This is a genomic window from Kitasatospora gansuensis (assembly GCF_014203705.1).
In the GTDB taxonomy this organism is placed as follows: Bacteria; Actinomycetota; Actinomycetes; order Streptomycetales; family Streptomycetaceae; genus Kitasatospora; species Kitasatospora gansuensis.
This window is the reverse complement of the sequence record NZ_JACHJR010000001.1, coordinates 6292133-6306436: the sequence shown is the minus strand read 5'-3', so window position 1 is coordinate 6306436 and position 14304 is coordinate 6292133. Positions and strand designations below refer to the sequence as shown.

General features: G+C 71.5%; 11 protein-coding genes. 9 read left to right on the top strand and 2 right to left on the bottom strand.

Annotated features, from left to right (window positions below):
* The first annotated feature begins 6 nt into the window (after positions 1-6).
* Together F4556_RS28405 and hrpB are read left to right on the top strand one after the other, a co-directional pair.
* The gene (locus tag F4556_RS28405; protein ID WP_184921012.1) at positions 7-879 is read left to right on the top strand and encodes a class I SAM-dependent methyltransferase; all 873 of its coding nucleotides are present in this window, start codon (positions 7-9) and stop codon (positions 877-879) included.
* Between the two features lie 3 nt (positions 880-882).
* Positions 883-3378, top strand: coding sequence for an ATP-dependent helicase HrpB (gene hrpB, locus F4556_RS28400; RefSeq protein ID WP_184921010.1), 2496 nt, complete (start codon positions 883-885; stop codon positions 3376-3378).
* A gap of 165 nt (positions 3379-3543) precedes the next feature.
* On the opposite strand, the gene polA is transcribed toward hrpB, so the two are convergent.
* The gene (gene polA, locus F4556_RS28395; RefSeq protein ID WP_184925310.1) at positions 3544-6234 is read right to left on the bottom strand and encodes a DNA polymerase I; all 2691 of its coding nucleotides are present in this window, start codon (positions 6232-6234) and stop codon (positions 3544-3546) included.
* A 201-nt stretch (positions 6235-6435) separates the two neighbouring features.
* Between polA and F4556_RS28390 the strand changes: the two genes are divergently transcribed.
* The 7 genes from F4556_RS28390 to F4556_RS28360 all read left to right on the top strand — a co-directional run bounded on the left by F4556_RS28390 (position 6436) and on the right by F4556_RS28360 (position 13512).
* Positions 6436-6888 carry a PaaI family thioesterase gene (locus F4556_RS28390; RefSeq protein ID WP_184921008.1) on the top strand — a complete coding sequence of 151 codons (453 nt, stop codon included), beginning with the start codon at positions 6436-6438 and terminating at the stop codon, positions 6886-6888.
* A 75-nt stretch (positions 6889-6963) separates the two neighbouring features.
* Complete coding sequence (locus F4556_RS28385) at positions 6964-7617, top strand: Tat pathway signal sequence domain protein (protein ID WP_184921006.1); 654 nt, start codon at positions 6964-6966, stop codon at positions 7615-7617.
* Between the two features lie 289 nt (positions 7618-7906).
* Positions 7907-9136, top strand: a complete 1230-nt coding sequence (locus tag F4556_RS28380; protein ID WP_184921004.1) for a branched-chain amino acid ABC transporter substrate-binding protein — start codon at positions 7907-7909, stop codon at positions 9134-9136.
* A gap of 131 nt (positions 9137-9267) precedes the next feature.
* On the top strand, positions 9268-10197 hold the full coding sequence (locus tag F4556_RS28375) for a branched-chain amino acid ABC transporter permease (protein WP_184921002.1): 930 nt from the start codon (positions 9268-9270) through the stop codon (positions 10195-10197).
* 5 nt (positions 10198-10202) lie between these two features.
* Positions 10203-11954 carry a branched-chain amino acid ABC transporter permease gene (locus tag F4556_RS28370; protein WP_184921000.1) on the top strand — a complete coding sequence of 584 codons (1752 nt, stop codon included), beginning with the start codon at positions 10203-10205 and terminating at the stop codon, positions 11952-11954.
* Between the two features lie 8 nt (positions 11955-11962).
* On the top strand, positions 11963-12799 hold the full coding sequence (locus tag F4556_RS28365; RefSeq protein ID WP_184920998.1) for an ABC transporter ATP-binding protein: 837 nt from the start codon (positions 11963-11965) through the stop codon (positions 12797-12799).
* Positions 12796-13512 carry an ABC transporter ATP-binding protein gene (locus F4556_RS28360; RefSeq protein ID WP_184920996.1) on the top strand — a complete coding sequence of 239 codons (717 nt, stop codon included), beginning with the start codon at positions 12796-12798 and terminating at the stop codon, positions 13510-13512. The genes F4556_RS28365 and F4556_RS28360 overlap by 4 nt, the downstream gene beginning before the upstream one ends.
* A 56-nt stretch (positions 13513-13568) precedes the next feature.
* On the opposite strand, the gene F4556_RS28355 is transcribed toward F4556_RS28360, so the two are convergent.
* Positions 13569-14222 carry an ANTAR domain-containing response regulator gene (locus tag F4556_RS28355; protein WP_184920994.1) on the bottom strand — a complete coding sequence of 218 codons (654 nt, stop codon included), beginning with the start codon at positions 14220-14222 and terminating at the stop codon, positions 13569-13571.
* Between the last annotated feature and the right edge of the window lie 82 nt (positions 14223-14304).

Genomic DNA, 14304 nt, shown 5'->3' with positions numbered 1-14304 from the left:
GGCTCTATGACCTTGGCCACCACCCCCGCCTTCGACCCGGACGATCTTGTCCCCGCCGACCTTCCCGAGGAGGAAGAGGACGACGCCCTCCGCCGGGACGCCGAGGCCGGCGAGTCCAGCCGGGCCAGCCGGCTCTGGTGGGACCGGAACGCCGATGAGTACCAGGACGAGCACGGCGAGTTCCTCGGCGACGACCGCTTCACCTGGTGCCCCGAGGGCGTGGACGAGGCCGAGGTCCGGCTGCTCGGCCCGGCCGAGGCGCTGCGCGGCGCCCAGGTGCTGGAGATCGGCTCCGGCGCCGCCCAGTGCTCCCGCTGGCTGGCCGCCCAGGGCGCCCGGCCGGTCGCGCTGGACATCTCCTACCGCCAGCTCCAGCACTCCCGCCGGATCGACCTCGGCCGGGGCGCCGAGCCGATCGCGGTGGTGCAGGCCGACGGGTCGGTGCTGCCGTTCGCGGACGGCTCCTTCGACCTGGCCTGCTCGGCGTACGGGGCGGTGCCGTTCAGCGCGGACACCGCCGAGCTGATGCGCGAGGTGCACCGGGTGCTGCGCCCGGGGGGCCGCTGGGTCTTCTCGGTCACCCACCCGATCCGCTGGGCCTTCCCGGACGAGCCCGGTGAGGAGGGGCTGACCGCGTCCTCCTCGTACTTCGACCGCACCCCGTACGTCGAGCAGGACGCCGAGGGACGGGCCACCTACGTCGAGCACCACCGCACGCTCGGGGACCGGGTGCGCGAGCTGGTCGGGGCCGGGTTCCGGCTGCTGGACCTGGTCGAGCCGGAGTGGCCGGAGGAGCTGGAGCAGACCTGGGGCGGCTGGAGCCCGCTGCGCGGCGAGCTGTTCCCCGGGACCGCGATCTTCGTGGCGGAGCGGGGCTGACCGATGCGCTCCGTCGGGCTCGAACTGCCGGTCCGTACCGCCGTGCCCGCCCTGCAGCGGGCGCTGGCCGACGTGGGCGTCGCCGTTCTCGCGGCGCCGCCGGGGACGGGCAAGACCACCCTGGTGCCGCTCGCCCTGGCCGGTCTGGTGGACGCCCTGCCTGGACCGGCCCGGCGGGTGCTGGTGGCCGAGCCCCGGCGGCTCGCGGTGCGGGCCGCCGCGCGGCGGATGGCCTGGCTGCTCGGCACGGCGGTCGGTGAGCAGGTCGGGCTGACGGTGCGTGGGGAGCGGCGGGCCGGGCCCGGGACCGTGGTCGAGGTGGTCACCACCGGCGTGCTGCTGCAACGCCTGCAGCGCGACCAGGAGTTGACCGGGGTGGACGTGGTGGTGCTGGACGAGTGCCACGAACGCCACCTGGACGCCGACACCGCGCTCGCCTTCCTGCTGGACGTCCGGGCCACCCTGCGACCCGAGCTCCAAATCGTCTGCGCCTCGGCCACCTCCGACACCGCCGCCTGGGCCGAACTGCTCGGCGGCGCACCGGTGGTGGAGGCGCACGGCGTCGCCCATCCGGTCGAGGTGGTCTGGGCCCCGCCGCCGCGCGGGGTGAAGCCGCCGCAGGGCACCAGGACCGACCCGCTGCTGCTCGAGCACGTGGCCGGGACGGTCCGGCGCGCCTTGGCCGAGCGGACCGGGGACGTGCTCTGCTTCCTGCCCGGGGTGGGTGAAATCGCCCGGGTGGCCGGTCAGTTGGGCACCTCGATGGAGGTGCTGCAACTGCACGGACAGGCCCCGCAGGCGGTGCAGGACGCCGCGCTCTCGGCCGGCACCGGACGGCGGGTGATCCTGGCCACCTCGGTCGCGGAGTCCTCGCTGACCGTGCCGGGCGTCCGGGTGGTGGTGGACTCCGGGCTGACCCGCGAGCCGCGCACCGACCACGCGCGCGGCCTGGCCGGGCTGGTCACCGTACGGGCCTCGCTGGCCGCCGGGCGGCAGCGGGCCGGCCGGGCCGGGCGGGAGGCGCCCGGGGCGGTCTACCGGTGCTGGGCGGAGGCGGAGGACGCCCTCGCCGCGCCCTTCCCGACCCCGGAGATCGCCCAGGCCGAGCTGACCTCCTTCGCGCTCCAGGCCGCCTGCTGGGGCGACCCGGACGCGACCGGGCTGGCGCTGCCGGACCGGCCGCCGGGCGGGGCGATGGCCGCTGCCCGGCGGGTGCTGACCGGGCTCGGCGCGGTGGACGCGGACGGCCGGGCCACCGAGCGCGGCGGGCGGATCGTCCGGAGCGGGCTGCACCCCAGGCTGGCGCGCGCCCTGCTGGACGGCGCCCGACTGGTCGGCGCGCGCCGGGCCGCCGAGGTGGTCGCGCTGCTCTCGGAGGAGCCGCCCCGGGCCTTCGGTGACGACCTGTCGGAGGTCTGGCGCCGGGTCAGGTCAACCTCCGAGGACCCGTACGCGCGGCGCTGGAAGGACGAGACCCGGCGGCTGCGGCGCTTGGTGGACGCCCCCGACACCGGCCCGCCGGACGCCCGGGCCGCCGGTCTGGTGGTGGCCCTGGCCTACCCCGAGCGGGTGGCCAGGGCGCGTGCCGTGGACGGGCCCTACCTGATGGCCGCCGGGACCGCCGCCGAGCTCGGCACCGGCTCCCGGCTGGCCGGGACGGAATGGATCGCGGTGGCCGTTGCGGACCGCCCCGCGGGTTCGCCGTCGGCGCGGATCCGGCTGGCGGTGGCGCTGGACGAGGCGACCGCCCGGCAGGCCGGGGCCGCCCTGCTGACGGAACGCGAGGAGGTCGAATGGTCGCCCCGGCAGAGCGAGTTGACGGCCCGTCGGGTCTCCTCGCTGGGCGCCATCGAACTGGCCGCGGTGCCGTTGAGCAAGCCCGACCGCGCACTGGTGCGGGCCGCACTGTTGGACGGGCTGGCCCGGGAGGGTGTGGGCGCGCTGCTCCGGTGGACGCCGGACGCGGTCTCGCTGCGGGCCCGACTGGCCTTTCTGCACCGGGAGTTGGGCGGGTCCTGGCCGGACGTCGGCGATGCCGCACTGGCCTCCGGCGACTGGCTGGAGCCGGAGCTGTCCCGGGCCCGGCGCCAGGCCGACCTCGAACGGATCGACGTGGCCGGGGCGTTGCAGCGACTGCTGCCCTGGGCGACCGGCGAGGCCGGGCGGCTGGAGGAGCTGGCGCCGGAGCGGATCACGGTGCCGACCGGCTCGAAAATCCGGGTCGACTACTCCGGGGACCGGCCGGTGCTCGCGGTGAAGCTCCAGGAGCTCTTCGGCTGGCAGGCCGCACCGGCCCTGGCGGGCGGGCGGGTGCCGCTGACGGTCCATCTGCTCTCCCCCGCCGGGCGCCCGGCCGCCGTCACCGGCGACCTGGCCACCTTCTGGCGCGAGGGCTACAAGGCCGTCCGGGCCGACCTCCGCGGCCGCTACCCCCGCCACCCCTGGCCCGAGGACCCGACCACGGCAGAGGCGACCCGCCGCACCAACCCTCGGCGGTGAAGCTTTTGCAGGGCGCCCAGGTGGCACACGCCAGGGGCTCGGGGAACTGCGACGCCGACCTCGGAAAAGGTCACCCGTGCGTAGCTGGTCAGGCACTTTCGCAGTGATACCCACCAGCCACGAACCGTCGCAGTTCCCCGAGCCCCTGGCGTGTGCCACCTGCTGTCAGTGGGCTGCTTCCTCCCAGTTGGGGCCGACGCCGACCGAGACGTCGAGCGGGGCGCGGAGCGGGTAGGCGCCGGCCATCTGCTCGCGGACCAAGGCCTCGACGTCCGTGCGCTCGCCCGGTGCGAGTTCGAGCACGATTTCGTCGTGGACCTGGAGCAGCATCCGGGTCTTGAGCCCGGCCCCCACCAGCGCCTTGTCGACGTTCAGCATCGCGATCTTCACGATGTCCGCCGCGGAGCCCTGGATCGGCGCGTTGAGCGCCATCCGCTCCGCCATCTCCCGCCGCTGCCGGTTGTCGCTGGTGAGGTCCGGCAGGTAGCGCCGGCGGCCGAGCAGGGTCTCGGTGTACCCGATCGCCCGGGCCTCCTCGACCACCCGGTGCAGGTAGTCGCGGACCCCGCCGAAGCGCTCGAAGTAGGTGTCCATCAGGCCCTGTGCCTCGCCGGGCTTGATGCCGAGCTGCTGCGAGAGCCCGTACGCGGACAGGCCGTACGCCAGCCCGTACGACATCGCCTTGATCTTGCGCCGCATCTCCGCGTCGACCGCCTCGGGCTCGACGTCGAAGACCTGGGAGGCGACCGTGGTGTGCAGGTCCTCGCCGGACTCGAAGGCCTCGATCAGGGCGGCGTCCTCGGAGAGGTGGGCCATGATCCGGAGCTCGATCTGCGAGTAGTCGGCGGTGAGCAGCGCCTCGTAGCCCTCGCCGACCACGAAGGCGCGGCGGATCTGCCGGCCCTCCTCGGTGCGGACCGGGATGTTCTGCAGGTTCGGGTCCTGGGAGGAGAGGCGGCCGGTGGCGGCGACCATCTGGTTGAAGGTGGTGTGGATCCGGCCCTTCGGCGAGACGGTCTTGAGCAGGCCCTCGACCGTGGTGCGCAGCTTGGCCTGGTCGCGGTGGCGGAGCAGGATGACCGGCAGCTCGTTGGTGGTCTGGGTGGCCAGCCAGGTCAGTGCGTCGGCGTCCGTCGTGTAGCCGGTCTTGATCTTCTTGGTCTTGGGCAGGGCCAGCTCGCCGAACAGGATCTCCTGGAGCTGCTTGGGCGAGCCGAGGTTGAACTCGTGCCCGGCGGCGGCGTGCGCCTCGCCGACCACCCGCTGGATCTCGGCGGCGAACTGCGACTCGATGGTGGTGAGCCACTCGCGGTCGGCGGCGATGCCGGTGCGCTCCATCCGGGCCAGCAGCTCGGCGATCGGCAGCTCCATCTCCTGCAGCAGGCCGGTCGCGCCGACCTCGGCGAGCCGGGTCTCGAAGAAGGCGGCCAGGTCGAGGACCGCGCGGGCCTGGGCCATCAGCGCCTGGGCGCCCGCCGTCGGGTCGTGCTCGGGGGCGTCGAAGGAGAGCTGGCCGCTCTCGGCCACCTCGGCGGGGGCGAGCGAGCGGGCCAGGTACTCCTCGGCCAGCACGTCCAGGGTGAAGGTGCGGCGGCCCGGCTTGTCCAGGTAGGCGGCCAGCGCGGTGTCGGCGACGATGCCGCGGATCGTCCAGCTGCGCTCGGCGAAGGCCCGGATGACCTGCTTGGCGATGTGCAGCGCCTTGGGCCGGTCGGCGTCGGCGAGCCAGTCGGCGAAGGCGCGCTCGTCCTGCTCGGTGAGCTGGGTCGGGTCGAACCAGGCGGCCGTCTCGCCGGCGGCCAGCGCGATCTCGCCGACCTCGCCGGTGCCGAGCGACCACTGGTGGACGGCGGCGACCGCGATCAGGCCGGTGCCAATGGTGTTACCCGCCTCGGCCAGCCAGCCGGCCAGCGCGCCGGGCTCGGTGAGCAGAGTGCCCTCGACCGCGATGCCGGGGGCGGCGGCGACCTCCTCGGCCAGCTCGGCGCCGGCCGGGTCGACGCCGTAGACCCGCTCGCGGAAGTTGGGGTTGCGGAACTCCAGCGACTCCAGCAGCTGGCCGACCGCCTCGCGGTCGAACGGGGCGCGGGCCAACTCGGTGACACCGAGCGGGAGTTCGACGGTGCGGACCAGCTCGGTGAGCACCCGGTTGCGCTTGACCGAGTCGAGGTGCTCGCGGAGCTTCTCGCCGATCTTGCCCTTGACCTCGTCGGCCCGGGAGACCAGCTCGTCGAAGGAGCCGAACTGGTTGACCCACTTGGCGGCGGTCTTCTCGCCGACGCCGGGGATGCCGGGCAGGTTGTCCGACGGGTCACCGCGCAGGGCGGCCAGGTCCGGGTACTGACTGGGCGTCACGCCGTACTTCTCGGCGACCTTCTCCGGGGTGTACCGGGTCAGCTCGGAGACGCCCTTGGTCGGGTAGAGCACCGTGACGTGCTCGGTGACCAGCTGGAGCGCGTCCCGGTCGCCGGTGACGATCAGCACCTCGAAGCCCTCGGCCGCGGCGGCGGTGGCCAGGGTGGCGATGATGTCGTCGGCCTCGAAGCCCTCGACGGACATCCGGGAGATGTGCATCGCGTCGAGCAGCTCGTGGATCAGGCCGATCTGGCTCTTGAACTCGTCCGGCGTCTTGGCCCGGTTCGCCTTGTAGTCGGGGAACTCCTCCGAGCGGAAGGTCTTCCGGGAGAGGTCGAAGGCGACCGCGAGGTGGGTGGGCTGCTCATCTCGCACCGTGTTGGCGAGCATCGAGGCGAAGCCGTAGATCGCGTTGGTGGTCTGGCCGGTGACGGTGGAGAAGTTCTCCGCGGGCAGCGCGAACCAGGCCCGGTAGGCCATCGAATGCCCGTCGAGCAGCATCAGCCGGGGCCGGCCGCCCGAACCGGCGCCACCCGGCGCGCTCTTGTCTGCACTCTGCGTAGCCACGTCAACGTCCGTTCCTGCCGATTGCTCTGCCAAGGACCGATCCTATGGCCCGCCGCCGACAACCTGCCGCCGCCGCGAGGGCGGTCGTACCATCACGGGAGCACCACGACCGCACCCTCGAACGGCAGGAGCACCATGACCGACGCGGCCCCGATCCTGAACGTCCCGCAGGACGTCCTCGATCACTTCGCCAAGCTGGGCGTCGACCCCGCCACCTTCTCCGGCGGACACCTCGGTGACCGGCTCGGCATCAAGGTGGTGGAGGCCAGCGCGGACCGGGTGGTCGGCACCATGCCGGTGGAGGGCAACCAGCAGCCGTACGGGCTGCTGCACGGCGGGGCCTCGGCCGCGCTGGCGGAGACGCTGGGCTCGATCGGCGCGATGCTGCACGCCGGCCCCGGCCGGTACGCGGTCGGCGTGGACCTGAACGCGACCCACCACCGGTCCGCCACCTCGGGGTTGGTGACCGGCGTGGCCACCGCGGTGTTCAAGGGCCGGACGGCCGCGACCTACGAGATCGCCATCACCGACGACACCGGCAAGCGGATCACCAGCTGCCGCCTGACCTGCATGCTGCGCGACCTGTAGCTCCGCACCCGCCGCCCCCTTGTTTGGCCCCCGCCCGCGCCGGGCAGGTAGCTGGCCAGACAAGGGGGCGGCGGCATGTCCGGCGAGCGGCGGGGCGGCACCGGGGCCGGGGATCTCGGTCCGATCGAGGCGGGGGAGGGCACCTTCTCGGCCCCGTCGGGCCCGCCCGCGCACCGGCCGCCGAGATACCTGACGAACCGTCAGCGCTTCGTGCTGGCCGCCCTGTCGGTCGCCGCGATCACCCTGCTCGGACTCCGCGCGCTGGACCGGCCCGAGCCCCGGCCCCAGGCCGACGTGCCGCCGCTGCCCTCCCAGGTGACCAAGGTGACCTACCGTTCGGTCACGGGCGAGGCGCCGGGCCGCTTCAGCGTCCTGGTGGACATCGAGGTGACCGGCGAGCACCCGGTGCAGCTGACCGCGCTCGCCCAGCCCTACCCGGGGTTACGAGTGTCGGCGCACCGCGGCCTCCCGTACGAGGTGATGGCTGGTCAGAGCGCGCCCCTGACCCTGGACTACCGGGTGGCGGACTGCGTCGGCCTCCCGCTGGACGCCGGCCTGCCTTACCTCGATGTAACACTGAGTAACGTTCGCGGAATCCAGACCCTGAGCCAGATCCTGGGGGACGGATATGCGCTAGCACTTTCCCGGCAGCTGCACATTGCCTGTCCAGAATCCGGTATCCGGACGCCTCCGGCCGATGACACCCCTCCGGACACTGACGTCCGATAGTCGGACGGATCGCCGACCACCTGCATTTCTCGGGCTTGTTCAGGTCCACGACCCCGGAAAGCTCCTGTCACACCCCGTCAGATCCGGCCCGAACGACCACATTGTGAGATTACATCGGCATGTCCTCATAACAAGAGAATCACAGCATGCCCGCACCCCTGCCCGAGTGGCCGAATGCGTTCTAGAGTCACGGCCAGTCACCGCGCCACACAATCGGGCCTGGCCCCAGCGCGCGACCGAGCACCAAGGCACTTCCGGCCCGGTGCTTTTCCTCAGAAAGGGAACCCTCGTGCGTAATCGTTCACTGATTGTCGTGAGCATCGCAGTCGCCGGCGCGCTCTCCCTCTCCGCCTGCGGCTCGCGCGGCGAGAAGAAGGCGGAAGACGGCGCGGCCGGTTCCACCACCACCGTGACCATCGGCGTCGACGCCCCGCTCACCGGTGACCTCTCCGCCCTCGGCCTCGGCATCAAGAACTCGGTGGACCTGGCCGTCAAGCAGGCCAACGCCAAGAACGAGGTCCCGGGCGTCAAGTTCGAGATCAAGGCGCTGGACGACACCGCCAAGCCGGCCCCCGGCCAGCAGAACGCCACCAACCTGGTCGCCGACAAGACCGTCATCGGCGTGGTCGGCCCGCTCAACTCCAGCGTCGCCCAGTCGATGCAGCAGATCTTCAACGACGCCAACCTGGTGCAGATCTCCCCGGCCAACACCGGTGTGGCGCTCAGCCAGGGCGAGGCGTGGGCCACCGGCAAGAAGGCCCGCCCGTTCAAGTCCTACTTCCGCACCGCCACCACCGACGCCGTGCAGGGCCCGTTCGCGGCCCAGTACCTGGTGAACGAGGCGAAGAAGAAGAAGGTCTTCCTGATCGACGACCAGAAGACCTACGGCGCCGGCCTCGCCGGTACCTTCAAGGGCGAGTTCACCAAGCTCGGCGGCACCATCGTCGGCGAGGAGCACGTGAACCCGGACGACCGCGACTTCAACGCGATCGTCACCAAGGTCAAGTCCTCCGGCGCCGAGGCGATCTACTACGGCGGCGAGTACCCGGCCGCCGGCCCGCTCTCCCTGCAGCTCAAGGAGGGTGGCGTCAACATCCCGCTGATGGGTGGCGACGGCATCCAGAGCGGTGACTTCATCAAGCTCAACCCGAAGAGCCAGGGCGACCTCGCCACCGCGGTCGGCCTCCCGGTCGAGCAGCTGCCCTCCGCCGCGAAGTTCATCGCGGACTACAAGGCCGCCGCGTACAAGGACGCCTACGAGACCTACGGCGGCTACTCCTACGACAGCGCCTGGGCCATCATCCAGGGCGTCAAGACCGTCGTCGCCGCCAACAACGGCAAGCTCCCCGCGGACGCCCGCGCCAAGGTCGTCGCCGCCGTCCAGGCCATCTCCTTCGAGGGTGTGACCGGCAAGGTCTCCTTCGACGAGTACGGCGACACCACCAACAAGCAGCTCACCGTCTACGCCGTCAAGGACGGCAAGTGGGCCGTGGAGAAGTCCGGCACCCTGGCCGGCTGAACCTGATCGGCCGGGCAACCGGCCGACCGGTCGTCAACTCCTGAACAACCCGCGCGGGGGCGCCACGAGCGCCCCCGCGCACCCACATCCACCCCCCACGCGTACCACGCGCGCACTACGGAGGCCGAGCGGTGCACGAACTACCGCAGCAGCTGGCCAACGGCCTGATCCTGGGAGCCCTCTACGGGCTCGTCGCGATCGGCTACACGATGGTCTACGGCATCGTCCAGCTCATCAACTTCGCCCACGGCGAGATCTTCATGGTCGGCGGCTTCGGAGCCCTCACCGCCTTCCTCGCCCTGCCCGGCGGCACCAGCCTCTGGATCGCCATCCCCCTCATGCTGCTGGCCGGCATCCTGGTCTCCACCCTGGTCGCCGTCGGCGCCGAGCGGTTCGCCTACCGGCCCCTGCGGGGCGCCCCCCGGCTCGCCCCGCTGATCACCGCCATCGGCCTCTCGATCGTGCTGCAGCAGCTGGTCTTCTCGTTCTACCCGGACGCCAAGAAGGCCCGGGTCTTCCCGAAGATCCCCGGTGACCCCATCGAGTTCGCGAGCGTGACCATCCAGCGCAGCGACATCTTCCTGCTCGTCGCGGCCCCGCTCTGCATGATCGTCCTCGGCTGGTTCGTCGCCAAGACCCGCTCCGGCCGGGCCATGCAGGCCACCAGCCAGGACCCGGACACCGCCAAGCTGATGGGCATCGACACCGACCGCATCATCGTGATGGCCTTCGCCATCGGTGCCGCGTTCGCCGCCGTCGCCGCGGTCGCCTACGGCCTGCGCACCGGCCAGGTCGACTCCCGGATGGGCATCCTGCTCGGCCTCAAGGCGTTCACCGCCGCCGTCCTCGGCGGCATCGGCAACATCTACGGTGCCATGCTCGGCGGCCTCGCCCTCGGCCTCACCGAAGGACTCGCCACCGCCTACATCCAGCACGTCCCCGGCATGGACCTCTTCGGCGGCGCCGCCTGGAAGGACGTCTGGGCCTTCGTACTCCTCATCGTCGTACTGCTCGTCCGGCCACAAGGCCTGCTCGGCGAGCGCGTCGCGGACAGGGCGTGACCACCATGAGCACTGAGACCACCCCGGTCATCCCCCTCCCGCTCGCCGCCGCCCGCGCGGTCACCGCCGCCGGCGCCCTCGCCACCACCGCCTCCGCCTTCCTGGCCTGGACCTGGACCGCCGACTTCCCCGGCGACCTCACCGTCACCGGCTACCCGGGCGGCCTGCAGTGGCTGACCCTCACCGCCGGCCTGCTCACCCTGGTCCTCGCCCTCGCCTCCTACGGCGTCCCGGGCCTGCGCTGGACCAACCCGAGCGGCCACAACAACGGCCTGCTGTACGCCGCGCTCGGCGGCGCCGCCGTCACCTGGTTCACCCTGATCGCCATCGCCGTCGACCTCAACGGCCTGGCCAACCTCGAACCCGGTGGCTGGGTCGCCGGCCTCGCCTCCCTGGTCGCCCTGGTCGGCGCGCTCGGCCTGCCGGTCGACCGTCACCCCAAGGGCACCAGCTGGGGCCTGCGCCTCGCCAAGAGCGACCAGCCGCTTCCGACGGCCCGTCAGCTCCCCTCCACCGTCGAGGTCCTGCTGATCGTGGTGGCCTTCGCGATCGGCCTGTTCGCGATCACCTTCGGCATCGACACCGAGTACGGCGAGCTGTTCGCCGGGTACCTGATCCTGGCCGCTTTCGTCATCGCCGCCCTCTCCAAGTCCGGGCTGCTGCCCCGACTGCGGGCCCTGACGATCAAGCACCGCCCGGTCGCCACCGGCGCGGCCTTCGCCGCCGCCGCCGGCTTCCCGTTCACCCAGACCAGCGACCAGTACACCTCGGTCGCGGCGAACATCCTGATCTTCGCCACCGTCGCCCTGGGCCTGAACATCGTGGTCGGCCTGGCCGGTCTGCTCGACCTCGGGTACGTCGCCTTCCTCGGCGTCGGCGCGTACGCCGCCGCCCTGGTCTCCGGCTCCCCCGCCTCCCCGATCCACGTCCAGTTCCCGTTCTGGGCAGCGATGCTGACCGGCGCGGCGGCCTCCATGGTCTTCGGCGTACTGATCGGCGCCCCCACCCTGCGGCTGCGCGGCGACTACCTCGCCATCGTCACCCTGGGCTTCGGCGAGATCTTCCGCATCACCATGAACAACCTGAACGGGACCACCGGGCCGAAGATCACCAACGGCTCCAACGGCATCCCGCGCATCCCGGACCTGGAGATCCTCGGCTTCAACCTCGGCCAGAAGCACACCATCGCCGGCGTCGAACTCGGCCGCTTCTCCAACTACTACCTGCTGATGCTGGTCATCACCGCGTTCGTCGTCCTGGTCTTCGCCCGGGTCGGCAACTCCCGGATCGGCCGCGCCTGGGTCGCCATCCGCGAGGACGAGACCGCGGCCGAGGCGATGGGCATCAACGGCTTCCGCCTCAAGCTGCTCGCCTTCGCCCTCGGCGCCTGCCTGGCGGGTCTGGCCGGTACCGTCCAGGCCCACGTCAGCTACACCGTCACCCCCGACCAGTACACCTTCGCCGAGGCGCTCCCGCCGAACTCGGCCTTCCTGCTGGCCGCCGTCATCCTCGGCGGCATGGGCACCATCAGCGGGCCGCTGGTCGGCGCGACGCTGCTCTTCCTGGTCCCGAAGAAGCTCGAATTCCTCTCGAACTTCCAGCTGTTGGCGTTCGGCATCACGCTCATCATCCTGATGCGGGTCCGTCCCGAGGGCATGATCGCCAACCGGCGCGCCAAGCTCGAATACCACGAGGCGGACATCCCCGCCCAGGCCTCGCCGCCCAGCGAGACCGTACTCACCAAGACGGGGGCGTGAACACCCAGATGACCACCACCACGGCCCCGGCCACCGCCGTCGGCGCCCCCCTGCTCGACGTCCGCGGCGTCACCATGCGGTTCGGCGGCCTCACCGCCGTCAACGACGTCTCGATGACCGTCAACCAGGGCGAGATCGTCGGCCTGATCGGCCCCAACGGGGCCGGCAAGACCACCTTCTTCAACTGCCTGACCGGGCTGTACGTCCCGACCGAGGGCAGCGTCAGCTACCAGGGCAAGGTCCTGCCGCCCAAGCCGCACCTGGTCACCCAGGCCGGCGTCGCCCGGACCTTCCAGAACATCCGGCTGTTCGGCAACATGACCGTGCTGGAGAACGTCCTGGTCGGCCGGCACACCCGCACCAAGGAGGGCCTGTTCTCGGCCATCCTGCGCGGCCCCGGCTACCACCGGGCCGAGGCGGCCAGCCGCCAACGGGCCATGGAACTCCTGGAGTTCACCGGCCTGGCGGCCAAGGCCGAGCACCTGGCCCGCAACCTCCCGTACGGCGAGCAGCGCAAGCTGGAGATCGCCCGGGCGCTGGCCAGCGACCCCGGTCTGCTGCTGCTGGACGAGCCGACCGCCGGGATGAACCCCCAGGAGACCAACGCCGCCGAGGAGTTGGTGTTCGCGATCCGCGACCTGGGCATCGCGATCCTGGTGATCGAGCACGACATGAAGTTCATCTTCAACCTCTGCGACCGGACGGCCGTCCTGGTCCAGGGGCAGAAGATCGTCGAGGGCGACAAGGAGACCGTCCAGAACGACGAGCGGGTCATCACGGCGTACCTCGGTGCGCCGCTGGAGACCGCGACCAGCACCGACGAGCAGGCGGAGGACGCCACATGACCGCGCTGCTTGAGGTCAAGGACCTCCGCGTCGCCTACGGCAAGATCGAGGCCGTCAAGGGCATCAGCTTCACCGTCAACCAGGGTGAGGTCACCACCCTGATCGGCACCAACGGGGCCGGCAAGACCACCACCCTGCGCACCCTCTCCGGTCTGCTCAAGCCGACCGGTGGCACGGTGACCTTCGACGGGCAGCCGCTCGGCACGGTGCCCGCCCACAAGATCGTCTCGCTCGGTCTGGCGCACTCCCCCGAGGGCCGGCACATCTTCCCCCGGATGACGATCGAGGAGAACCTCCTGCTCGGCGCCTTCCTCCGGAAGGACGCCGCCGGCATCACCGAGGACGTGGAGCGGGCCTACACGCTCTTCCCGATCCTCGGCGAGCGCCGGAAGCAGGCGGCCGGCACCCTCTCCGGCGGCGAGCAGCAGATGCTCGCCATGGGACGGGCCCTGATGTCCCGTCCGAAGCTGCTGATGCTGGACGAGCCCTCGATGGGCCTGTCCCCGCTGATGATGCAGAAGATCATGGCGACCATCGTCGAGCTCAAGGCGTCCGGCACCACCATCCTGCTGGTCGAGCAGAACGCCCAGGCGGCGCTCTCGCTCTCCGACCAGGGCTACGTGATGGAGACCGGCCGGATCGTGCTCACCGGCACCGGCCGCGACCTGCTCGGCAACGACTCGGTCCGCAAGGCCTACCTCGGCGAGGACTGACCCGCCGTCAACGCGAAGGGCCCGGCCGTCTCGGCCGGGCCCTTCGTGCTGTCCGGTCAGGCCTCGGTGGGCTCGGCCTTCTTCTTGTCCTGGGCGACGCCCTCCTCGATCACGGCCTCCGCGACGGCGGCCATGGTCATCCGGCGGTCCATCGAGGTCTTCTGGATCCAGCGGAAGGCGGCGGGCTCGGTCAGCCCGAACTTGGTCTGCAGCACGCTCTTCGCGCGGTCGACCAGCTTGCGGGTCTCCAGGCGCTGGGTGAGGTCGGCGATCTCCTCCTCCAGCGTCCGCATCTCGGTGTACCGCGAGACGGCCATCTCGATCGCGGGCACCAGGTCGCTCTTGCTGAACGGCTTCACGATGTACGCCATCGCCCCGGCGTCCCGGGCCCGGTCCACCAGTTCGCGCTGCGAGAACGCGGTCAGCATCAGGACGGGTGCGAGGTGCGCCTCGTGGATCCGCTCGGCGGCCGACAACCCGTCCAGGATCGGCATCTTCACGTCCAGGATCGCCAGGTCGGGCCTGAGCTCCTCGACCAGCTTCACCGCCGTCTCGCCGTCACCGGCCTCGCCGACGACGGTGTACCCCTCCTCCTCGAGCATCTCCTTGAGGTCGAGACGGATCAGGGTCTCGTCCTCGGCGATGACAATTCGGGTGATCTGGGGCAAGTCGGTGTCAAGCGGCTGGGCCTGCTCGTCGGCGGTGCTCACGGGGCTCCTCGTTCCGGCGGGGTGCTGCATGCACGAGCCTACCTAGACACGGTATGTTTGGTCGCACAGGGTCGGGGGTCGC